The following is a 20,874-nucleotide window of genomic DNA, read 5'->3' as shown; positions in this document are numbered from 1 at the left end:
AGTGCAAGAAAGCGCGAATCATGGCCTGGTTCAAACGTGAACCAGGGTCCCCTCGTCTTCGCCCTGCACCACACGCTTGAGTGCGCCGTGTTTGAAAATGCCAAATATCTTGATGGGCAATTTCTGGTCACGGCACAGCGCAAATGCGGTGGCATCCATGACTTCGAGATTTTTGTTCATCGCCTCATCAAAGGTGATGTTGGTGTAGCGGGTGGCCGTCGGGTCCTTTTTCGGATCAGCAGTGTACACACCGTCTACCTTGGTCGCCTTGAGAACAATTTCAGCACCGATTTCAGCACCCCGCAGGGCCGCCGCGGTATCCGTCGTGAAAAACGGGTTGCCCGTGCCGGCCGCAAAGATCACCACTTTGCCTTCCTCCAGGTACTGCAGCGCCTTGGGCCGGACATAGGGCTCCACCACGCGCTCGATACCGATGGCCGACATGACACGCGGGGTCAGCCCCGCCTTGTCCATGGTGTCGCCCAGCGCCAGTGCATTCATCACCGTCGCCAGCATGCCCATGTAGTCGGCCGTCGCGCGGTCCATGCCGACGGAGCCGCCGGCCACACCGCGAAAGATGTTGCCGCCGCCAATCACCACGGCCACCTCCACACCCATGCGGGTGACGTCGGCGATCTCCTCAACCATGCGCACGATGGTGGCACGGTTGATGCCAAAGGCATCATCCCCCATCAAGGCCTCACCTGACAGTTTTAACAAGATCCGCTTGTAGGCTGGCATGTGGAAGCTTTCTGTGATTGGGTTGGTCTTAGTTTAGCGGCCTTCCGGCAGTGCAGGCGCAGCGATCAGGCTGCCTTGGCAGCAGCCACCTGGGCAGCGACTTCCGCAGCGAAGTCGTCGACCTTTTTCTCAATGCCCTCGCCCACCACGTACAGGGTGAACGACTTGACCGTGGTGGCGGTGGCTTTGAGCATCTGCTCCACCGTCTGCTTGTCGTTCTTGACGAAGGTCTGGTTGAACAGGCTGACTTCCTTGAGGTACTTCTGAACACCGCCCTCAATGCGCTTGGCCACAATTTCCGCGGACTGCACCGGCTTGCCTTCAGCTTGCGCCTTGGCCGCATCTTCGGCAGCCTTGGCCGCAGCGACAGAACGCTCTTTGGCAACCAGCTCGGCCGGCACGTCGGCGCTGGACAGCGACACGGGCTTCATGGCAGCCACATGCATGGCCACGTCTTTGGCGGCGGCCTCGTCACCTTCGAACTCCACGACCACGCCAATACGGGTGCCATGCAGGTAAGACGCCAGCTTGCTGCCGGTGAAGCGCTTGAAGCGGCGCACGCTCATGTTTTCGCCGATTTTTCCAATCAGGCCTTTGCGCACATCTTCGATCGTGGGGCCAAAGCCGTCGAGCGTGTAAGGCATGGCGCCGATGGCCTCCACATCAGCCGGGTTGTTTTTGACAATGCCTTCGGCCACAGCCTTGCACAAAGCCAGGAAGCTGTCGTTTTTCGTGACGAAGTCGGTTTCGCAGTTGATTTCAACCAGCGCGCCCACATCGCCTTCGCGGTGCACAGCCACCACGCCTTCAGCCGTGATGCGCGAAGCGGCCTTGCCGGCCTTGTTGCCCAGCTTGACGCGCAGGATTTCTTCGGCTTTTTCGAAATTGCCCTCGGCTTCGGTCAGTGCTTTTTTGCACTCCATCATGGGGGCATCGGTTTTGGCGCGCAGTTCGGCGACCATGCTTGCAGTAATTGCCATTTTCAATTCTCCGTTTGTCGTGTTGACTTCGATTCAATGCATTCAGCAATGAAGCTGAAAGCTGCTTCGGGTTGTAAAAAAGGGGCTACGCGAGCCCCTTTTCCGCGTCTGGCGCAAGGCCGACAAGCTTTAAGCGCCGTTTTTCACTTCCACAAATTCGTCTGAACTCTCAGCCGAGACCGCCTTGACGACGTCACTGACGGCATTGGCGCGGCCTTCCAGAATTGCGTCGGCAATTCCGCGGGCATACAGGGCCACGGCCTTGGACGAGTCGTCGTTGCCGGGAATGACGTAATCGATACCGATGGGGGAGTGGTTGGAGTCAACCACGCCAATCAGGGGGATGCCCAGTTTTTTGGCTTCGGCCACGGCGATCTTGTGGAAGCCCACGTCGATCACAAAAATGGCGTCTGGCAAAGCAGCCATGTCCTGAATGCCGCCGATGTCTTTTTCAAGCTTTTCGATTTCGCGTTTGAAGGTCAGCTGTTCTTTTTTGCTGATGGACTCAAGACCGGCTTCCTGCTGGGCCTTCATGTCCTTGAGGCGCTTGATGGAGGTCTTGACCGTCTTGAAGTTGGTCAGCATGCCGCCCAGCCAGCGCTGGTCAACATAGGGCACGCCGGCGCGCTTGGCTTCGGTCGCGACAATTTCGCGGGCCTGGCGCTTGGTGCCGACCATCAGGATGGTGCCGCGGTTGGCGGACAGCTGCTTGGCGAACTTGATCGCATCCTGGAACATCGGAAGCGATTTTTCCAGGTTGATGATGTGAATACGGTTGCGATGGCCGAAGATATAGGGGGCCATCTTGGGATTCCAGAAGCGCGTCTGGTGACCAAAGTGGACACCGGCTTCCAGCATTTCACGCATGCTTGTCGACATATCAATAACTCCAAAGGTTGTGTCTAAAATCAGCGCTTATCTCCCGAAACTATTTCCGGGCGACACCTTGAATGGCTGATTTGCGATTTGCCTTGCCAACAACAGGGCTGTCATTCACAAAGCCTGTCGATTATAGCACCCGCCATCCTCCTGAAAACCCGCCCATGAGCAACTTTGACGACTTCCACGCTGTTCGCCAGGCCTTGCAGACCGGCCAGACCAGCGTTGGCGAGGTGCTGGAACGCGCGGCGGCCATCCGCCAAAGCGATGCCTGCCGCCACGCTTTTATCCAGAACTCGCCAGAAAACCCGCCTTTACCGGGCAAAACCGCTCCAAACGGAGCCCCATCCGGCATCAATGGCCACTCAGGGGTTTTGGCTGGTTTGCCGGTGTCCATCAAGGACCTGTTTGACGTTGCCGGGCAAACCACCGCCGCCGGCTCCCGGGTCCTGTCCAGGGCACCGGCCGCGCAGGCGGACTGCCCCGCCGTGGCCCGGCTGCGAAGCGCCGGCGCCGTGCTGGCCGGCCGCACCAACATGGTGGAGTTTGCCTTTTCCGGCGTGGGCACCAACCCGCACTACGGCACGCCGGCCAACCCGGCTGACCCCGGGACAGCACGCATTCCCGGCGGCTCCTCTTCTGGCGCAGCGGTGTCAGTGGCCACCGGCGCCGCCTGGCTGGGCCTGGGCTCCGACACCGGCGGCTCGATCCGCATTCCGGCGGCACTGTGCGGCCTTGTGGGCTTCAAGAACACGGCCAGGCTGGTGCCCACGGCAGGCGCCATACCGCTGTCCACCACGCTGGACACGGTGTGCGCCCTGACCCGCTCGGTACGCGATGCAATAACCGCCCATGAAGTACTGGCCGCGCGCAGCGTGCACCTGGCCCGCAAGCCGCTGTCAGCCTGCCGCCTGGCCGTGGCGCGCACCCAGATGCAGGACGGACTCAGCAGCACCGTGGCCCGCGCCTTCGAAAGCAGCCTGAGAAGGCTGCGGGACGCCGGCGCGCAGATCGAGGACATTGCGCTGGACGAGCTCCAGGACCTGGCCGCCATGCAGGCCACCGGCGGGTTTTCAGCGGCAGAAAGCTATGCCTGGCACCGCCCGCTGATCACGCAGCGCGAGGCCGAGTACGACCCTCGCGTGGCCCAGCGCATCTTGCGTGGCGCCAGCATGAGCGCGGCCGACTACATTGATTTGCTGGCGGCACGGCGGCACTGGATCGCCCGCATGGAGCAGCGGCTGCAAGGCTTTGATGCCGTGGTTTCGCCCACCGTGCCCATCGTGGCGCCACCGATTGCCAGCGTGGCGACGGATGACGCGGAGTTCTTCCGCGTCAATGCGCTGTTGCTGCGCAACACCTCGGTGGTCAACATGCTCGATGGCTGCGCGATTTCGCTGCCCTGCCATGCGCCCGATCAATTGCCCGTCGGCCTGATGCTATGGCACGCCGCCCTGCACGATGACGGGTTGCTGGACCTGGCGTTTCAGGTTGAGGCTGCATTGAAAAATTCACTATTAAAATAATAGCTGCTGGCGCAATACCAACGCCGGTCAGCGGCCTGTTTGACTAAAAACATTCATGATCATTTCAATTGTCCGCCTGCCCCTTGACGCAGGCGCATCGGGTGCCGCCTTATGAAAATCGCGGTCATTGGCGCCGGCATCATCGGCATCACCACGGCTTACGAGCTGGCGGTAGACGGTCACGAGGTCACCGTCTTCGAGCGCCGCGGCGCTGCGGCAGAAGAAACCAGTTTCGCCAACGCGGGCGTGGTGGCGCCCGGTTACGTCACCCCCTGGGCCGCGCCGGGCATGCCCGGCAAGGTCATCAGCCATCTCTTGAGCCGCCACGCGCCGGTCAAGCTTGGACTGCCGCTGTCGGCGGGTGACCTGGCCTGGATGTGGAAATGGTTTCGCGCCTGCAAACTCGAGACCTACCTGGCCAACCGCGCCAGAATGCAGCGCCTGGCCTTTTACAGCCGCGAGCGCCTGCACCAGATCACCGAGACGCTGCAGCTCGACTACGACCGCAGCCCGGGCTACATGGTGCTGCTGCGCTCTGAAAAAGACAGCCGGCTGGTGCAGCCCGGTCTGCAGGTGCTGCGCGACGCCGGCGTTGCGTTCAGGGAAATCAATGCCGACGAGACCCGCAAGATCGAGCCGGCCCTCAACCCGGACACGCCCTTCATGGGGGCGGTGCATTTGCCCAACGATGAGGTTGCCAACTGCCGCCAGTTTGCCCTGCTGCTCAAGAACGAAGCCCAGCGACTGGGTGTCAAGTTTGAGTTCAATACGACGGTAGCCCAGGTGGAACGTGCGCAGACAGCTAGTATTTTGATAGCAGGCGAAACCGCGCCCCGCCACTTTGACGCCCTGGTCATGTGCGCCGGCCTGGCCTCGGCCCGGTTGCTCAGGCCGCTGGGACTGAAGATTCCCATGGCCGCGGTGTACGGCTACTCGATCAGCGCACCCATCCGGGAGCCGCTCAATGCGCCCCGCAGCGCCCTGATGGACGAGCGCTACAAGGTCGCCATCTCGCGCCTGGGCAACCGCGTTCGCGTGGCCGGCAGCGCCGAGATTGGCGGCTCACTTGCCGCCAAGCGCGCATCCTCCATCCAGACGCTCTACAAAGTGCTGCACGACTGGTTTCCGGGCGCAGCGCAACTCGCCAGCACCGGCGCCAGCGTGCAGGAGTGGAAAGGCGCCCGCCCCATGCTGCCTGACGGCCCGCCCATCATCGGCGCCAGCGGCATTGCCGGCTTGTGGCTGAACCTGGGCCACGGCTCTAGCGGCTGGGCACTTAGCTGCGGCAGCGCGCGGGCCCTGGCCGATGCGATGCAGGGCCGCGCCGCCGACATTGACATGGACGGGCTGGATGTGAGCCGCCTGGCCCGATGAATCTCAGCATCCCTCCTCTAAAAAGCCCGGCATGCCGGGCTTTTTTACGGCCCCCAAACCAGCCAAAAAACCGCACAATCACCCCATGCAAGCCATCACCAGCGCACTCAGTCGGCCGCTTTACAGTGTGGCCGCGACCCGCCAGATCGAGCAGCAGGCAGCGGCCGGCCTGCCGCCGCATGCCCTGATGCAGCGCGCCGGCCTGGCCGTGGCACGTTTGACGCTGGCTTTGGCACCCCACGCCCGGCGCATCTGGATCGCCTGCGGGCCCGGCAACAATGGCGGCGATGGCTTCGAAGCCGCCCTGCATCTGCGCCAATGGGGCAAGGCGGTGGTCGTCACCTGGACGGGCCCGCACCACGACCCGAAAAAACGGCCCGGCGATGCGCAAGCGGCCATGAAGCGCGCACTGGCCGCTGGTGTGACGATCGCCACCGAGCCGCCGCAGGATTTTGACTTTTGCATTGATGCCCTGCTCGGCATTGGCGCCAAGGCCGCAAGCCTGGCGGCACCGGCGCCGGTCAACGCCGGCTTGATAGCGCAGTGGCTGCAGCTGATGCACCGCAGCGGCCAACCGGTGCTGGCGGTAGATGTGCCCACCGGCCTGGATGCCGACACCGGGTTTTCCGGCATCCCCCAGAGCGAACCCCAATCAGCTACAAATTTGATAGCTACTGATGTACATTCGACAAGAGCCAGAAGCCGTTTTACCTTGAGTCTCTTGACCCTCAAGCCGGGCCTGTTCACCGCCCATGGCCGCGACCTGGCGGGGCAAGTCTGGTTTGACGATCTCGGCGTACCCGCACCGCAAAGCGTGCCGCCCGGCGCCCTGCTGCTGGGCGCCGACCGCGCTCTGCCACCCGCACGGGTTCACGCGCCTCACGCCAGCCACAAAGGCAGCTTTGGCGACGTGGCGGTTGTGGGCGGTGAATCCACCGCCACCGCGAGCATGGCCGGCGCAGCGCTGCTGGCAGCCCGTGCCGCGCTGCATGCCGGTGCGGGCCGGGTGTTCGTCGCCCTGTTGGGCCAGCCGGCTTTGACGCTGGACACGCAGCAGCCGGAGTTGATGTTTCGCAGCCCCGACGTGCTCGACCTCAAACAACAGGTCGTGGTGTGCGGCTGCGGTGGTGGGGCCTCGGTCAAAACCGTCCTGGCCAGGGTTTTATCCAGCGCCACACGGGCGGTGCTCGATGCTGATGCACTCAATGCAATTGCCGCGGACACGCAGTTGCAAACCCAGCTCAAGGCCCGCAAGCGCCGGGGCTACAGCACCATTTTGACGCCGCATCCGCTGGAAGCAGCCCGGCTGCTGGGCAGCACCAGCGCCCAGGTGCAAGCCAGCCGGCTCACGGCGGCGCAGCAACTGGCCGAGCAGTTTCAGTGCGTGGTGGCGCTCAAGGGGTCGGGCACGGTCATCGCCGCACCGGCTCGGGTCCCCGCCATCAACCCGACCGGCAATGCACGCCTGGCCACGGCGGGCACGGGCGATGTGCTGGCAGGCATGATGGGGGCACTCTTGGCCAGCGGTGAAAACGCCTTCGACGCGGCTTGCAGCGCCGTGTTTACCCATGGGAAACGGGCCGATGATTGGCCCGGACATGAACATCACCCGCCCTTGACAGCCAGCGCACTGGCGACTTTCGCCAACTGACGGCCCGGCGCTACGCCAGAACGATCAATCCGACCTGCAGCAGCAGCAGCAGGACCAGCGCCGACAGGTCAACACCGCCCACCACGGGCACGATGCGCCGCAACGGGCCCAGCAGCGGCTCCGACAGCCTGGCCAGCAGGCTGTGCACCGGCGAGCCGGGTTGCAGCCACGACACCAGCACATAACCCAGCACCACCAGCATGGTGGTTTGCAGCGCGACGCGGACCAGCATCTTCAGGGCGAAGCCCAGCAGTGCCAGCCAGGAAGCCGGCCCCAGGCTGGACCAGTCATAACCGGCGCCCAGCAAGACGCCGAAAAGCACGCCCCACAACAAGGCATAGGCCAGCGCCGACAGTACGGCGGCCAGCACACTGGCCCAATCCAGCCGCGACTGCGCCAGCGGTTTGGGCAGGGTGCGCCGCAGGGGCTTGACCAGCCAGTCGGTCAAGGCCATGACGAAATGGCCGGGTTGCGCGCTCATGTTGACGCGCACCCAGTTCATGTAGGCACGCAACAGCGCCGCCCCGATCAGCAGGAAAAACAGGGTTTCGAGCAGAAAACGCAGGATTTGAATCAGCATGGGGTCAGCATTGGGTCAACATGGGTTTGAAGCCTGATTGTAAAAACAGACGTCAGCGGCGGGGCTTTTTGCCCTGCTTGCGCCCGGCGCTGCCGACAGACTTTTTAACCGCGGCTTTCAAGGCCTGAATCGGCGACTTCGGTGCCCGGTCCGTACCGTGGCCATGCCCACCGGAGCCGTCGGTGCGCTGCGCCGTGCGCTTGCCGCTCCCCTTGCCATTACCCTTGCCGTTGCGTTTGTCACTGCCGTTTCGGGGCACAGCCCGCTCCTCGGGCGACAGATCAAGGGCATGCCCGCCGGCCTTGTCTTTCATGGCGCGACTGAGCAACTCTTCACCCTCGCGCACCAGGCGGAAGTCGATCTTGCGGCCATCGAGGTCGACCCGGCTGACCTGCACCCGCACCCGGGTGCCGATCGCATAGCGAATCCCGGTGCGCTCGCCACGCAGCTCCTGCCGTGCTTCGTCAAAGCGGAAATACTCGCCACCGAGCTCGGTGATGTGCACCAGCCCTTCGACATACATGGCGTCGAGCGTCACAAAGATGCCAAAGCCGGTGGCGGCCGTGATGACACCGCCAAACTCTTCGCCCAGATGCTCACGCATGTATTTGCACTTGAGCCAGGCCTCGACGTCGCGACTGGCTTCATCGGCGCGGCGCTCGTTGGCACTGCAGTGCAGGCCGGCGGCCTGCCAGGCCAGCTGATCGGCCGTGACTTTCTTGGGCTTTTGCGCCGGCTCCCTGGCTTTGCTCGCCAGCCGCTTGGACAGCTTGGCATGGGCTTCCCCCGGTGTGGGCAAGGCCGGCAGCTGGTACTTGGTCTTGCCCAGAATGGCCTTGATCACGCGGTGCACCAGCAGATCGGGGTAACGCCGGATCGGGCTGGTGAAGTGCGTGTAGGACTCATAAGCCAGACCAAAGTGGCCACTGTTCATGGGCGTGTAGATGGCCTGCTGCATGGAGCGCAGCAGCATGGAATGAATCTGCTGCGCGTCGGGCCGGTCCTTGGTGGCCAGGGCAATCTGCTGAAACTCGCCGGGGGACGGGTCCTCGCTGATGCTCATGCCGATGCCCATCGCCTTGAGGTAGTTGCGCAGCACTTCCTTTTTCTCGGGCGTCGGGCCTTCGTGCACCCGGAACAGCCCGGTGTACTTGTTTTGCGAGATGAAGTCGGCCGAGCAGACATTGGCAGCCAGCATGGCCTCTTCAATCAGGCGGTGCGCGCTGTTGCGCGTGCGCGGCACGATCTTCTCAATGCGCCCCACCTCGTCGCAGACGATTTGCGTCTCGGTGGTTTCAAAGTCCACCGCGCCGCGCTCGCCCCGCTCCTTGAGCAAGGCCTGGTACACATCATGCAAATTGAGCAGGTGCGGCACCAGCGCCTTGCGCTGTGCCGCCTCGGGGCCGCGCGTGTTGGCCAAAACGGCAGCCACCTCGGTATAGGTCAAGCGCGCGTGGCTGAACATGACGGCCGGGTAAAACTGGTAGGCGTGAATCGCGCCTTTGGCATTGACCAGCATGTCGCAGACCATGCACAGGCGCTCGACATTCGGGTTCAGGGAACACAGCCCGTTGGACAGCTTCTCGGGCAGCATGGGAATCACGCGGCGCGGAAAGTACACGCTGGTGGCGCGATCGTAGGCGTCGATGTCAATGGCGCTGCCGGTCTCCACATAGTGACTCACGTCGGCAATGGCCACCAGCAGGCGCCAGCCCTTGCCGCGGCCCACTTTGGCCGGCTCGCAGTACACGGCGTCATCAAAGTCGCGTGCATCCTCGCCATCGATGGTGACCAGCGCCACATCGGTCAGGTCAACACGGTATTTTTTGTCGGCCGGACGCACGGCATCAGGCAAGGAGCGGGCCAGCGCCAGCGCGTCATCGCTGAATTCATGCGGCACACCGTATTTGCGCACCGCAATTTCGATTTCCATGCCCGGGTCGTCAATCTCGCCCAGCACTTCCTTGACACGGCCCACGGGCTGGCCAAACAGGGCGGGCGGCTCGGTGAGTTCCACCACCACGACCTGGCCGGTTTTGGCCGTACCGGTGGCGCCTTTGGGAATCAGCACATCCTGGCCATAGCGTTTGTCTTCGGGGGCGACCAGCCAGACACCGCTTTCATGCAGCAGCCGGCCAATGATGGGATTGGAAGAGCGCTCGATGATTTCAGTGACGCGGCCCTCGGGCCGGCTCTTGCGGTCGTACCGCACGATGCGCGCCTTGACGCGGTCTTTATGCAGCACCGCACGCATCTCGTTCGGGGGCAAATAAATGTCTGCTTCACCGTCATCGCGCAGTACAAATCCATGGCCATCACGGTGGCCGGAGATGGTTCCTTCAAATTCTGCAAGCAATCCGGAGGTCGAATTTGAAATTTGGCTATTTGTTTTGATACAATCTCTCTTTCCCTGAAATGCCCAGGTGGCGGAATTGGTAGACGCACTAGTTTCAGGTACTAGCGAGTAACATCGTGGAGGTTCGAGTCCTCTCCTGGGCACCAATATAAATCAGTTTATGTGAAGTAAAGGCCACTGCCAATTCAGTGGCCTTTTTGCTTTGTGGCCCGCCCTTTTGGGGCGTGATGGCCTGCCATGACAAGGTTTTATACCGGCAAGGCGACAAGATCATGACCTTGCGTGCCGACAATGCGCGCCTTGGTAAATTCACCGACCTTCAGCGTCTTGCTGATTTTCTCGGGCGGCAGCAGTTTGACCACACCATCAATCTCCGGGGCATCGGCATAAGAGCGGCCGGTGCCGCCTTTGCGGCCCAGCGCAGGCGCTGAATCCACCAGCACCTGCATGGTCGCGCCGATGCGCTGCTGCAGCTTGGCACTGGACACCGCTTCCGCGACCGCCATGAAGCGGGCACGACGCTCTTCGCGAACCTCCTGCGCCAGCATGCCCGCAAGCGTGTTGGCTGTGGCCCCTTCCACCGGGCTGTAGGCAAAACAGCCGGCACGATCAATCTTTGCCTCGCGCATGAAGTCGAGCAGATGCTCGAACTCTTCCTCAGTCTCGCCTGGAAACCCGGCAATGAAGGTGCTTCGAATCACGATTTCGGGACACATCTCGCGCCAGCGGGCAATGCGCTCCAGATTTTTCTCGCCGCTGGCCGGGCGCTTCATGCGCCTGAGCACGTCCGGGTGGCTGTGCTGCAGCGGCACGTCCAGGTAAGGCAGCACCTTGCCGGTGGCCATCAGGGGCAGGACCTCATCCACGCTGGGGTAGGGGTACACATAGTGCAAACGCACCCAAGCCCCGTAGGGTTCGGCAATCTCGCCGAGCGCCTGCACCAGCTCCAGCATGCGGGTCTTGACGGGCTTGCCGTCCCAAAAACCGGTGCGGTACTTCACGTCCACGCCATAGGCCGAGGTGTCCTGGCTGATCACCAGCAATTCCTTGACGCCGCCCTCAAACAGGGCCCGCGCTTCATTGAGCACATCGCCGATGGGGCGCGAGACCAGATCGCCCCGCATGGACGGGATGATGCAGAAGGTGCAGCGGTGATTGCAGCCCTCGCTGATCTTCAGGTAAGCATAGTGCTTGGGCGTGAGCTTGATGCCGGCAACGCCAAACGAGTTCGGAACCAGATCCAGAAACGGATCGTGCGGCTTGGGCAAGTTCAGATGCACCGCATCCATCACCTCCTGGGTGGCGTGTGGGCCCGTCACGGCCAGCACGCTGGGGTGCATTTGTCGGACCAGATTGCCGCCACCCTCGCCGGCCTTGGCCCCCAGGCACCCGGTGACGATCACCTTGCCGTTTTCGGCCAGGGCTTCGCCAATGGTGTCCAGGCTTTCCTTGACGGCATCGTCAATAAAGCCGCAGGTGTTGACGATCACCAGATCGGCGCCCTCGAAGGTTTTGGAGGTTTGATAGCCTTCGGCGCTCAGTTGCGTGAGGATCAACTCTGAATCGGTGAGGGCTTTGGGACAGCCCAGGCTGACAAAACCGACGCGCGGGGCTGGTTTCAGGGTGGAAGATGGGGTGATGGAAAGGGCTTCGCTCATGGCCTCTATTGTCTCAGAGCAGGCCTGCCCGTGCGAAAAACCCTTTGACAAGGCCTGAACCGGGCACCCAAGCCGGGCCTTACCGCTTCAGGCCAAAGGCCGACAGCATCTGCTCGCTCTGCTTTTGCATCTGCTCCTGCAATTGCGTGAACACGGTTTTGGACTGCTCCACGTAATTGCCCATCATGCCCTGCATCATGGGCGACTGGGCATTGAGGAACTGCGCCCACATCTCGGGCGTCATGCCTTTGGACTGCTCGCTCATTTTGGCTTGCAGGTCCATGAATGACTGGACGTTTTTCTCCAGGTAGGAGCCCATGAAGCTTTGCATGGCATTGCCATAGAAGCGGATGATGTTGGCCAGCACGGCCTCGGTAAACATCGGCGCACCGCCGGTCTCTTCTTCCAGAATGATTTGCAGCAGGATGCTGCGTGTCAGGTCTTCGTTGGTTTTGGCATCCAGCACGACAAAATGCGCGCTGTCCATCACCAGCTGCTTGACTTCGGCCAGTGTGATGTAGGTGGACGTATCGGTGTCGTACAGGCGCCGGTTCGGGTATTTTTTGATCACGCGCGGCATCGTCGCCTTGCCGCCGGTGCTTTTGGCGCTGCCCGCAGATGAACTGTCTGACGGCTTGGAAGCAGCTTTGGGGCTGCGTGATTTTCTTTGTTGCACTGTTGCTGACTCCTCTGAATAACTGCCGGTGCTAATGCACAGGGGGTCGGTACATTCTAGGAAGTCTGGGTGACTGCAATCCCCTTGGTTTACCCTGTGTGACCACCCTGTGCTGCTACACGGTGACAGGAAAATGGGACTGCCGAAGGGAAATTGGTAGGCGCGATTGGACTCGAACCAACGACCCCCACCATGTCAAGGTGGTGCTCTAACCAGCTGAGCTACGCGCCTAAGGACTGTTCGATTCCATTATTGTAGCAGGGCAAAACCGGGGTTTTGCCCTGGGCCAAATTTTTGCGCACATTTCTCGCAAACTTTTCACTCGAAGACCGGCCCATCAGCGCCTGCGCGCCGAGCGCACACCGGCCACTTCAGCCACCACCCCCAGCACCTGGTTAAGCCGGCCCGACTCCGCCACCTCCACGGTAAACGTCATCCAGGCCGTGCCACCCCGGTTGTCCTTGACCGACTGGGTTTGCACGCCAATCACGTTCATTTTTTCCTTGGCAAACACCTCTGAAATATCACGCAGCAAACCCTGGCGGTCGGCGGCTTCCACGGCCACATCCACCGGGTACACCGAGCCACTGCTGCTCTTGGCCTCGCTCCATTGCACCTCGATCACGCGGTCCGGGCTGCCGCTGGCCATGTTGCGAAAGTTGCTGCAGTCACTGCGGTGAATGCTCACGCCCTTGCCCTTGGTCACAAAGCCCAAAATGGCATCGGGTGGCGCCGGTTTGCAGCACTTGGCCAGCTGGGTCAGCAAGGAGTCGATGCCCACCACCAGCACGCCGCTTTTGCGGCCGCGGTCACTGGCCTTGTCCTGCTGCCGCGTTTTTTTCGCCAGCACGTAATTGTCTTGCGACAACGCCGGTTCGGGCGGCTTGAGCATGGTTTCAATCGTGCGCAGGGACAGCTCGTCCTTGCCCACCACTTCAAACAGGTCCTCGGCCGTCTTGAACCCGAGCTGAACCGCCAGGTCGTCCAGCTTCATGGCGGTTTTACCTTCGCGCTGCAGCAGCTTTTCAACGGCCTCGCGCCCCCGCGCCACGGTTTGCTCCATCGCCAGCGCATTGAACCAGGCGCGCACCTTGGACTTGGCGCGGTGACTGGACAAAAACCCCAGCTCCGGATTCAACCAGTCCCGTGAAGGCCCGCCCTCTTTGGCGGCGATCACCTCCACGGTCTGCCCGTTTTGCAGCGGCGTGTTCAACGGCACCATGGCGCCATCAATCCGCGCGCCGCGGCAGCGGTGACCGAGGTTGGTGTGAACACTGTAGGCAAAGTCGATGGCCGTGGCCCCCTGCGGCAACTCCACAATGGCCGCCTCCGGCGTCAGCACATAAATGCGGTCTTCGAACAGGCCCTGATTGCCCTCCCGCGCCTTGGTCGCAAACGGCACGGACAAATCCCGCTCCCACGCGAGCAACTGGCGCAGTACGGCAATTTTGGCGTCGTACTCGCTGCTGGCCGAGACGCCGCTGTAGCCTTTGGCCCCGGCCTCCTTGTAGGCCCAGTGCGCCGCCACGCCATGCTCGGCATGGTCGTGCATGGCCTGCGTGCGTATCTGGATTTCCACCGCGCGCCCCGCTTCATCGCGCACCACGGTGTGCAGCGACTGGTAACCGTTGGTCTTGGGCTTGGCGATGTAGTCATCAAACTCCCCTTCCACCGGCGTGAAATGGGCATGCACAAAGCCCAGTGCGGCGTAGCAGCCGTTGACATCCGCCGCAATGACGCGCAGCGCGCGAATGTCAAACACCTGCGCAAAGTCCAGCGACTTGCCGCGCATCTTCTTGACGATGCTGTAGATGTGCTTGGGCCGGCCCTGCACCAGCGCTGCAATGCCGTTCTGGTTCAAATCACGTTCCAGCTGGGAGCGCAAACCCTCCATGAAGCCCTCGCGTTCAACCCGCTTTTCATCCAGCAGGCGCGCCGTCTGCCTGTAGGTGTCGGGCTCCAGAAAGCGGAAGGCCAGGTCTTCCATTTCCCACTTGATCGGCCAGATCCCCAGCCGGTTGGCCAGCGGCGCAAACACATGCAGCGATTCATGCGCCAAAGCCAGCGACGCCGGCTGCTTGCTGCTGGCATAGTGCCGCAGGGTTTGCAGGCGTGACGCCAGCCGCAGCATCACCACCCGCAGATCACGCGAGAACGCCAGCAGCATCTTGCGCACGTTCTCGGTCTGGGCCGCCGGGTCCTCAATCAGCTGCGCCTTGGCGTTGGCCGCACGGGCCTGCCGCTGCACGTTGACCAGCTTGGTGGTTTCAATGGCCAGTGCCGCAAAGTTGGCGCCAAAGGCCTTGGCGATCACTTCCTGGGGCTTGTTCAGGTGCTGGCAGGCGTGCACCAAATAAGTGGCCGCCTGCATGGCCTCGGAGCCGCCAATCGATTTGAGAATGGCGGCCACGGCATCGGCATGCGCCAGTATGTTCTCACCGGTGTCCAGTGTTTCGCTGGCAATCAGCGGCTCGGCAAACGCACGGGCGCGGGCCAACGCATGCGGCTGGTCCGGCAGGCTGGCTGCGGTGGCCGCCACGATGGTGGCATTGATGCCGGGAGCGGTTGGCGAGCCTTCTGCGCCGGCCAGGGTACTTTTCATGCGTAATCAGTCAGTTTTCAGTCAGATGTTCAACAAAGTTCAGTGGAGCAGGAAGTCGGTCAGCGTTGCCACCTGCTCCGCAGCCATCAGGGTGGGGGCGTGGCCCACACCTTCAAAGGTTACCAGCCGGGCGTGCGGACCCCGCTGCGTCATGGCCAGCGCCGTCTGGGGGCTGAGCAAATCAGACTGGGCGCCCCGCGTGATCAAGGTCTGCGCCCGGATGCCGTCATAAAGCTGCCACAGCATGGCCTCGCCCTGCTGCGTGGACGCTTCGGTCGCGCCGCGAAACGGTACGGCAATCGCTGGGTCGTAATGGAGACGAAGATCGCCGCTGGCCGCACCGTCCACCGGTTTGACCATGGGCCGCGACAAGGCCAGCCATTGCTCGGGCGTGTGCGGCCCGAACCCGGTTGAAATCGCCCACATCGCATCCGCTGCTTCCTGCAGCGAACGGAACCGCCCGGTCTGCCCCAGATAAGTCCCGATGCGCTGGATCGCCTTCCATTGAATGACCGGCCCGACATCGTTGAGCACCAGCTTGCGCACCGGAAGAATTGAAGCCCCCACGCTTGCCACTTCGTGTGCTGCGCTGGACGTGCCGCTGCGAGACGCAGCGGCTCTTCCGTCCGTCCAAGCCTGCGCAGGCAGGCTTGGAGCCGCGGACGTCAGCCCCAAGGGGGCGCTCGCGCCTTGGGACGGCCCGGCGGCACTCGGCAGTGGCAAGCCGGGCTGCCCGGCCAGCACCATGCCAATCAGGCCGCCCATGCTGGTGCCCACCCAGTCCAGAACTTTGACAGGCGCCTGCGCATGCAGTTGGGCCAGCAGCGCCAGCATGTCAGCCGCATAAGTGGGCAGCTGGTAGCCCATCGGGTCTTTCAGCCAGTCACTCTCCCCTCGCCCCACCACATCAGGGCACACCACGCGAAGCCCGCCCGGGGTGTCGGCGCCCTGCTCGCACAGCGCGCGCGCCAGCACATCAAAATCCCGGCCCTGGCGCGACAAGCCGTGCACGCACACCACCACATGCGAGCCCGACGGGTCGCCCCACTGCCAGTAGGCCATGCGGTGCCCCCCCGACGCGTCAGGGCAGCTTACGTAGTTCAGCGTAGGTGAAGTCATGGTGCAGGCGATCGGTTCAGAGGCTTGATAATTGCACAAGGCAAAGCGGGCAATCCATGCACCGCTTTGACAGCGCTTCATGGCATCGTAAATCATCCGGAGAAACAATCATGCTCAAAGGTAAAACTGCCCTCGTCACCGGCTCCACCAGTGGTATCGGCCTGGGTATCGCCAGGTCACTCGCCGCACAGGGCGCCAACATTGTCCTCAACGGATTTGGCGATGTGCAGGGTCCCAAGGCCGAGATCGCGGCGCTCGGCGTCAAAGTGGCCTACCACGGCGCCGACATGAGCCGGCCCGCCGAGATCGAAGACATGATGAAGTTCGCCGCCGCCCAGTTTGGCCGGGTCGACATCCTGGTCAACAACGCCGGCATCCAGCACGTGGCCAAAATAGAAAACTTTCCCGTTGACAAGTGGGATGCCATCCTCGCCATCAACCTCTCCAGCGCCTTTCACGCGACCCGCCTCGCCCTGCCGGCCATGCAGGCGGCCAACTGGGGCCGCATCATCAATCTCGCGTCGGTTCACGGCCTGGTGGGCTCCGCCGAAAAATCAGCCTACGTTGCCGCCAAACACGGCCTCGTCGGCCTGACCAAGGTCACCGCGCTGGAAAACGCCACCACCGGCGTCACCTGCAACGCCATCTGCCCCGGCTGGGTGCTCACGCCGCTGGTGCAAAAGCAGATCGACGCCAAAGTAGCCGGCGGCGGCATTTCCAACGAGGCGGCCACCCGACAGCTGCTCGGTGAAAAGGAGCCGTCCATGCAGTTCACCACCCCTGCGGAGCTGGGCGAGCTGGCCGTGTTCTTCTGCTCGCCCGCTGGCAACAATGTGCGTGGCGTGGCCTGGAACATGGATGGCGGCTGGGCCGCACAGTAAAGCCATTTTGGCCCCTGGCCCGGGATAGATGTTCGTTGGTAGCTATTTATTTGATAGCAAAAAAAGAGTCTGGAAAAACCAGACTCTTTTTTTCTTGAGTGGAGACTGGCTTAGCGGGCCGGCAAAAACTTGGCCGGATCGACCGGCTTGCCCTGGCGACGGATTTCGAAGTGCAGCTTCACGCGCCCGCCTTCGCTGTCGCTGCTACCCATTTCGGCAATCTTCTGGCCTTTCTTGACCGACTGGTCTTCCTTGACCAGCAGGGTCTGGTTATGGGCGTAGGCCGTCAGGTAGGTGTTGTTGTGTTTGAGAATGATCAGGTTGCCATAGCCCCGCAGGCCGGCGCCTGCGTAGACCACGCGCCCGTCTGCGGAGGCCACGATCGCATCACCCGCCTTGCCTGCAATGTCAAAGCCCTTGTTCTTGGCCTCATCAAAGCCCGCGAGCAGCGTGCCTTGTGCAGGCCAGGACCAGGTGAGCTCTTCCTCGCTGCCGTTCGAGGAAGGGCTGGCGCCGGCAGGCGCGGTAGCGGGCCGGGCGGCGCTGGCCGCCTGCTGCGCAGGCAGGGCTGTGCCGGTATCGGCTGCGCCTGCGCTGACAGGCCTTGCCACGACCAACGGACTTTCAGCGGCAGGCGGCACGACGCGCAGAACCTGACCCACTTCAATCACGTTGGGATTTTCAAGGTTGTTCCAGCGCACGATGTCACGCCAGTTCTGGCCGTGGTCAAGGCCAATGCGGATCATGGTGTCGCCGGGCTTGACGGTGTAGTAGCCTGGTTTGCCAGCATTTTCAAAGCCCGGCAGCTGCTTGGCAACGCCGGAGTCCACCGCGCCGGGCAGGCTGCGCGATATGCCGGTACCGCGGTCTTCCACAGGCGCGCGATTGAGCGAGCGTGAAGTGCAGCCTACGGCCAGCAGGACGGTGGCGGCCAGCAGGCAGGGCATGGCCAGTTTGTTAAATGCTGTTCTGGCAGTGCGGGCTGCCGGTGCCGTGATTTGAGACTCCACCATGTTTGACCCTGTCGTTTGATTCATTGGTTCTTTCGTCTTCAATCTTGATCACTGTGATCGTTAGCTGGTTCCCGATTTTAGAGGCACAAAATGAACGGCCTCGAGCAGCGTCTGCGTCACGCCCTGGGGGGTCTTGTCAAGCACCACCAGCGCCTGTGCGCCGCTGGACGTCTGCATGGGGGCAACCAGACGGCCACCCACCGCCAACTGATCGATCCAGGCGGCAGGAATTGCTTCGCCGCCAGCCGCTGCAATGATGCCCGCATAAGGCGCGCCTTTGGCATACCCCAGCATGCCGTCGCCAAACAGCAAATGCACATTGGGCAGGCGCAAGGCTCTGAGGTTTTCGCGCGCCCTGTCGTGCAGGCCACGCAACCTTTCAATGCTGTAGACCTCGGTCGCCAGCTGGCTGAGTACCGCGGCCTGGTAGCCGCAACCGGTCCCGATTTCCAGCACCCGGCCGAGCCTGCCGGTTTTGCCGTGACGCAGCAGCTCCAGCATGCGGGCCACCACATTGGGCTTGGAAATGGTCTGGCCCAGCCCGATCGGCAGGCTGGTGTCTTCATAAGCCTGGTTCACCAGCGCCGTGTCCACAAACCGGTGCCGCTCCACCTGCCCCATGGCCGCCAGCACCTGCGCGTCGGACACCCCTTGCCGGGCCAGCTTGTGCACCATGCGTGTGCGCACCGCGTGGGAGTCCAGTCCCACGCCACTGGGCAATGAGGTCTGAGCTGGTTTTTTTAAATCAAATTGGCCTGCAGCGCTTGATTTTATTGAGGTAGAAGCTATATTTTTAATAGCAGAAGGAGCACCGGCATCAGGCTTCAAGCGAACCGGAAACGCGGGGCGGCTGGCTGGCGCGGCAGGCGCTTTCGCTTTTTCAACCAGCTTGAGGGGTGGTTTCGTGAGGGGCTTCATGCAACAGGTGTCAGGCAGCGCCTGAAGTCAGGCCGGCGGCCGTCTGGGCCCAGTAAGGCAAGCTTTCGTGGTCGGTCAAATCAACCTGCAGCGGCGTGATGGAGACAAAATTCTGGTTGGTGGCATGAAAATCCGTGCCCTCGCCTTCATCCTTCGCCGGACCTGCACCGCCAATCCAGTACATGGTTTCACCGCGCGGGCTGGTCTGGGTGATGACCCGCTCAGCCGCATGACGGCGGCCCAGGCGCACCACTTTGACCCCCTGAATCTGATCGTCGGGCAAATTGGGAATATTCACATTAAGCAGCCAGGGTGCCGCAGCAGGCGCTGCACCTTCGGCCAGCACTTCCAGCGAGGGCATCAGGTGCTGCACCAGTTCACGCGCACGCTTGGCCGCCACCTCGATATAAGCCCAGCCTTTTTCAGTCTGCGAGAACGCAATCGACGGAATGCCGAACAGATAGCCCTCCATGGCCGCACCGACCGTGCCGGAGTAAATGGTGTCGTCGCCCATGTTGGCGCCGTTGTTGATGCCCGAGATCACCAGGTCGGGCCGGTAGCCGAGCAGACCGGTGAGCGCAATGTGCACACAGTCGGCTGGCGTGCCATTGATGTAGCGAAAGCCGTTGGCCGCCGTCTGGACATACATGGGTGAATGCAGCGTCAAGGCATTGGATTTGGCGCTGTTGTTTTGCTCGGGTGCAATCACCTCGACATCGGCGATGGTCTTGAGCGCTTCGTAAAGGGCAATGATGCCGCAAGCCTGGTAGCCGTCGTCGTTGCAGATGAGTATTTTCATGCGGATGATTTTACGGTCACCGCCGTGACAAGCCGGCGGCTTTGGAGCCCCATTAACAGATTGAATTTGCCTATGATGCAGGCTCAAGCAGCTTTCTGCTCAACCGACGACCCTGACCGCCGATACCTACGGAGACACTCCATGCAAGCCTGGCTTTGTGAAAACCCCACCGGCGTTGACGCCCTGACCTGGACGACATTGCCCACCCCCCAGCCCAAAGCCGGTGAAGTCCTCATCGAGATCAAGGCCGCCAGCCTGAACTTTCCGGACTTGCTGATTGTCCAGAACAAATACCAGATCAAGCCACCGCTGCCCTTTGTACCCGGCTCTGAATACGCCGGCGTGGTGCAGGCGGTCGGCGAAGGCGTCAAGCACCTGCAGGTCGGTCAAAACGTGGCCTGCCTGTCGGGCACCGGCGGCTTCGGCACCCACACCATTGCCCCAGCGGCCTTGTGCATGCCCTTGCCGGCAGGCTTTTCCCATGTTGACGCTGCCGCCTTCATCATGATTTACGCCACCTCCTACCACGCGCTGGTAGACCGGGCGCAACTTAAAGCCGGGGAAACCGTGCTGGTGCTGGGCGCCGCAGGGGGCGTGGGCACGGCCGCCATCCAGATTGCCAAGGCAGCCGGCGCCCGCGTGATTGCCGCCGCATCGACCGACGAAAAATGCGCGCTGTGCACCTCCATTGGGGCGGATGCCACCATCAACTACAGCACCCAAAACCTGCGCGACGCGATCAAGACCCTTACCGACGGCAAGGGGCCTGACGTGATTTACGACCCGGTCGGCGGCGACTTCGCCGAGCCGGCCTTCCGCTCGATTGCCTGGCGCGGCCGCTACCTGGTGGTGGGCTTTGCCTCGGGGCCCATCCCCGCCCTGCCATTGAACCTCATGCTGCTCAAGGGCGCGTCGGTCGTCGGCGTGTTCTGGGGCGATTTCGCCAAACGCGAGCCCCAGGCCAATGCCGCGATGATGGCCGAACTGGCCAGCTGGTACGCCCAGGGCAAGATCAAGCCGGTGATAGACCGCACCATGCCCATGGCAGACCTCAAGGCGGCTTACGCGCACATGGGTTCACGGGGCGTGAAGGGCAAGCTGGTGATGGTGAACTAGGCCAA

At 62.4% G+C, this 20,874-nt stretch carries 17 protein-coding genes and 2 tRNA genes; 6 read left to right on the top strand and 13 right to left on the bottom strand.

What is annotated here, in order from left to right; translation table 11 throughout:
* Window positions 1–30: 30 nt before the first annotated feature.
* From pyrH to rpsB, 3 genes are all read right to left on the bottom strand, one after another.
* On the bottom strand, window positions 31–741 hold the full coding sequence (pyrH, locus tag V6M61_RS04060; protein WP_332775281.1) for a UMP kinase: 711 nt from the start codon (window positions 739–741) through the stop codon (window positions 31–33).
* A 65-nt stretch (window positions 742–806) separates the two neighbouring features.
* Window positions 807–1,721, bottom strand: a complete 915-nt coding sequence (tsf, locus tag V6M61_RS04055) for a translation elongation factor Ts (protein WP_332775280.1) — start codon at window positions 1,719–1,721, stop codon at window positions 807–809.
* A 129-nt stretch (window positions 1,722–1,850) separates the two neighbouring features.
* Window positions 1,851–2,600, bottom strand: a complete 750-nt coding sequence (gene rpsB / locus V6M61_RS04050) for a 30S ribosomal protein S2 (protein ID WP_332775279.1) — start codon at window positions 2,598–2,600, stop codon at window positions 1,851–1,853.
* Window positions 2,601–2,764: 164 nt separating this feature from the next.
* Here rpsB and V6M61_RS04045 point away from each other — a divergent pair, with 164 nt between their 5' ends.
* The 3 genes from V6M61_RS04045 to V6M61_RS04035 all read left to right on the top strand — a co-directional run bounded on the left by V6M61_RS04045 (window position 2,765) and on the right by V6M61_RS04035 (window position 7,151).
* Entirely contained in the window at window positions 2,765–4,126 is a 1,362-nt protein-coding gene (locus V6M61_RS04045; RefSeq protein ID WP_332775278.1) for an amidase, read from the top strand.
* Between the two features lie 111 nt (window positions 4,127–4,237).
* Window positions 4,238–5,500 (top strand): D-amino acid dehydrogenase, encoded by a 1,263-nt coding sequence (locus V6M61_RS04040; RefSeq protein ID WP_332775277.1) that lies wholly within the window; start codon window positions 4,238–4,240, stop codon window positions 5,498–5,500.
* An 85-nt stretch (window positions 5,501–5,585) separates the two neighbouring features.
* Complete coding sequence (locus tag V6M61_RS04035; protein WP_332775276.1) at window positions 5,586–7,151, top strand: NAD(P)H-hydrate dehydratase; 1,566 nt, start codon at window positions 5,586–5,588, stop codon at window positions 7,149–7,151.
* A 10-nt stretch (window positions 7,152–7,161) separates the two neighbouring features.
* Here the strand turns inward: V6M61_RS04035 and V6M61_RS04030 are convergent, their stop codons facing one another.
* Window positions 7,162–7,731 carry a YggT family protein gene (locus V6M61_RS04030; RefSeq protein ID WP_332775275.1) on the bottom strand — a complete coding sequence of 190 codons (570 nt, stop codon included), beginning with the start codon at window positions 7,729–7,731 and terminating at the stop codon, window positions 7,162–7,164.
* Between the two features lie 52 nt (window positions 7,732–7,783).
* Window positions 7,784–10,087, bottom strand: a complete 2,304-nt coding sequence (gene rnr / locus V6M61_RS04025) for a ribonuclease R (protein WP_442957725.1) — start codon at window positions 10,085–10,087, stop codon at window positions 7,784–7,786.
* Window positions 10,088–10,148: 61 nt separating this feature from the next.
* Here rnr and V6M61_RS04020 point away from each other — a divergent pair.
* Window positions 10,149–10,233: transfer RNA gene (locus V6M61_RS04020), tRNA-Leu, on the top strand.
* A gap of 102 nt (window positions 10,234–10,335) precedes the next feature.
* On the opposite strand, the gene rimO is transcribed toward V6M61_RS04020, so the two are convergent.
* The 5 genes from rimO to V6M61_RS03995 all read right to left on the bottom strand — a co-directional run bounded on the left by rimO (window position 10,336) and on the right by V6M61_RS03995 (window position 16,142).
* Entirely contained in the window at window positions 10,336–11,745 is a 1,410-nt protein-coding gene (gene rimO / locus V6M61_RS04015; RefSeq protein WP_332775274.1) for a 30S ribosomal protein S12 methylthiotransferase RimO, read from the bottom strand.
* A gap of 79 nt (window positions 11,746–11,824) precedes the next feature.
* A complete protein-coding gene (phaR, locus tag V6M61_RS04010) occupies window positions 11,825–12,325 on the bottom strand; it encodes a polyhydroxyalkanoate synthesis repressor PhaR (protein ID WP_332775306.1) in 501 nt (166 codons plus the stop codon).
* A gap of 250 nt (window positions 12,326–12,575) precedes the next feature.
* A tRNA-Val gene (locus V6M61_RS04005) sits at window positions 12,576–12,652 on the bottom strand.
* Window positions 12,653–12,758: 106 nt separating this feature from the next.
* A complete protein-coding gene (locus tag V6M61_RS04000; RefSeq protein WP_332775273.1) occupies window positions 12,759–15,023 on the bottom strand; it encodes a RelA/SpoT family protein in 2,265 nt (754 codons plus the stop codon).
* A 39-nt stretch (window positions 15,024–15,062) separates the two neighbouring features.
* Window positions 15,063–16,142: an alpha/beta fold hydrolase gene (locus tag V6M61_RS03995; RefSeq protein ID WP_332775272.1), complete on the bottom strand. Its 1,080-nt coding sequence runs from the start codon at window positions 16,140–16,142 to the stop codon at window positions 15,063–15,065.
* 110 nt (window positions 16,143–16,252) lie between these two features.
* Between V6M61_RS03995 and V6M61_RS03990 the strand changes: the two genes are divergently transcribed.
* Window positions 16,253–17,023: a 3-hydroxybutyrate dehydrogenase gene (locus V6M61_RS03990; RefSeq protein WP_332775271.1), complete on the top strand. Its 771-nt coding sequence runs from the start codon at window positions 16,253–16,255 to the stop codon at window positions 17,021–17,023.
* 110 nt (window positions 17,024–17,133) lie between these two features.
* On the opposite strand, the gene V6M61_RS03985 is transcribed toward V6M61_RS03990, so the two are convergent.
* The 3 genes from V6M61_RS03985 to surE all read right to left on the bottom strand — a co-directional run bounded on the left by V6M61_RS03985 (window position 17,134) and on the right by surE (window position 19,753).
* Window positions 17,134–17,970, bottom strand: coding sequence for a peptidoglycan DD-metalloendopeptidase family protein (locus tag V6M61_RS03985; protein ID WP_332775305.1), 837 nt, complete (start codon window positions 17,968–17,970; stop codon window positions 17,134–17,136).
* Between the two features lie 126 nt (window positions 17,971–18,096).
* The gene (locus tag V6M61_RS03980; protein ID WP_332775270.1) at window positions 18,097–18,954 is read right to left on the bottom strand and encodes a protein-L-isoaspartate(D-aspartate) O-methyltransferase; all 858 of its coding nucleotides are present in this window, start codon (window positions 18,952–18,954) and stop codon (window positions 18,097–18,099) included.
* 10 nt (window positions 18,955–18,964) lie between these two features.
* A complete protein-coding gene (gene surE, locus V6M61_RS03975) occupies window positions 18,965–19,753 on the bottom strand; it encodes a 5'/3'-nucleotidase SurE (protein ID WP_332775269.1) in 789 nt (262 codons plus the stop codon).
* Window positions 19,754–19,894: 141 nt separating this feature from the next.
* Between surE and V6M61_RS03970 the strand changes: the two genes are divergently transcribed.
* Window positions 19,895–20,869, top strand: coding sequence for an NADPH:quinone oxidoreductase family protein (locus V6M61_RS03970; protein ID WP_332775268.1), 975 nt, complete (start codon window positions 19,895–19,897; stop codon window positions 20,867–20,869).
* Window positions 20,870–20,874 lie beyond the last annotated feature (5 nt).

Origin of the sequence: Polaromonas sp. (genome assembly GCF_036676035.1) — a bacterium.
Classification (GTDB): Bacteria; Pseudomonadota; Gammaproteobacteria; order Burkholderiales; family Burkholderiaceae_C; genus Polaromonas.
The sequence above is the reverse complement of the archived record's forward strand: the minus strand, read 5'-3'. Positions and strand labels throughout refer to the sequence as shown.

Excerpts from the sequence above, each read along its gene's own strand:
- pyrH (WP_332775281.1), bottom strand. The coding sequence starts at position 741 with ATGCCAGCCTACAAGCGGATCTTGTTAAAACTGTCAGGTGAGGCCTTG.
- tsf (WP_332775280.1), bottom strand. The coding sequence starts at position 1,721 with ATGGCAATTACTGCAAGCATGGTCGCCGAACTGCGCGCCAAAACCGAT.
- rpsB (WP_332775279.1), bottom strand. The coding sequence starts at position 2,600 with ATGTCGACAAGCATGCGTGAAATGCTGGAAGCCGGTGTCCACTTTGGT.
- V6M61_RS04045 (WP_332775278.1), top strand. The coding sequence starts at position 2,765 with ATGAGCAACTTTGACGACTTCCACGCTGTTCGCCAGGCCTTGCAGACC.
- V6M61_RS04040 (WP_332775277.1), top strand. The coding sequence starts at position 4,238 with ATGAAAATCGCGGTCATTGGCGCCGGCATCATCGGCATCACCACGGCT.
- V6M61_RS04035 (WP_332775276.1), top strand. The coding sequence starts at position 5,586 with ATGCAAGCCATCACCAGCGCACTCAGTCGGCCGCTTTACAGTGTGGCC.
- V6M61_RS04030 (WP_332775275.1), bottom strand. The coding sequence starts at position 7,731 with ATGCTGATTCAAATCCTGCGTTTTCTGCTCGAAACCCTGTTTTTCCTG.
- rimO (WP_332775274.1), bottom strand. The coding sequence starts at position 11,745 with ATGAGCGAAGCCCTTTCCATCACCCCATCTTCCACCCTGAAACCAGCC.
- phaR (WP_332775306.1), bottom strand. The coding sequence starts at position 12,325 with ATGCCGCGCGTGATCAAAAAATACCCGAACCGGCGCCTGTACGACACC.
- V6M61_RS04000 (WP_332775273.1), bottom strand. The coding sequence starts at position 15,023 with ATGAAAAGTACCCTGGCCGGCGCAGAAGGCTCGCCAACCGCTCCCGGC.
- V6M61_RS03995 (WP_332775272.1), bottom strand. The coding sequence starts at position 16,142 with ATGACTTCACCTACGCTGAACTACGTAAGCTGCCCTGACGCGTCGGGG.
- V6M61_RS03990 (WP_332775271.1), top strand. The coding sequence starts at position 16,253 with ATGCTCAAAGGTAAAACTGCCCTCGTCACCGGCTCCACCAGTGGTATC.
- V6M61_RS03985 (WP_332775305.1), bottom strand. The coding sequence starts at position 17,970 with ATGCCCTGCCTGCTGGCCGCCACCGTCCTGCTGGCCGTAGGCTGCACT.
- V6M61_RS03980 (WP_332775270.1), bottom strand. The coding sequence starts at position 18,954 with ATGAAGCCCCTCACGAAACCACCCCTCAAGCTGGTTGAAAAAGCGAAA.
- surE (WP_332775269.1), bottom strand. The coding sequence starts at position 19,753 with ATGAAAATACTCATCTGCAACGACGACGGCTACCAGGCTTGCGGCATC.
- V6M61_RS03970 (WP_332775268.1), top strand. The coding sequence starts at position 19,895 with ATGCAAGCCTGGCTTTGTGAAAACCCCACCGGCGTTGACGCCCTGACC.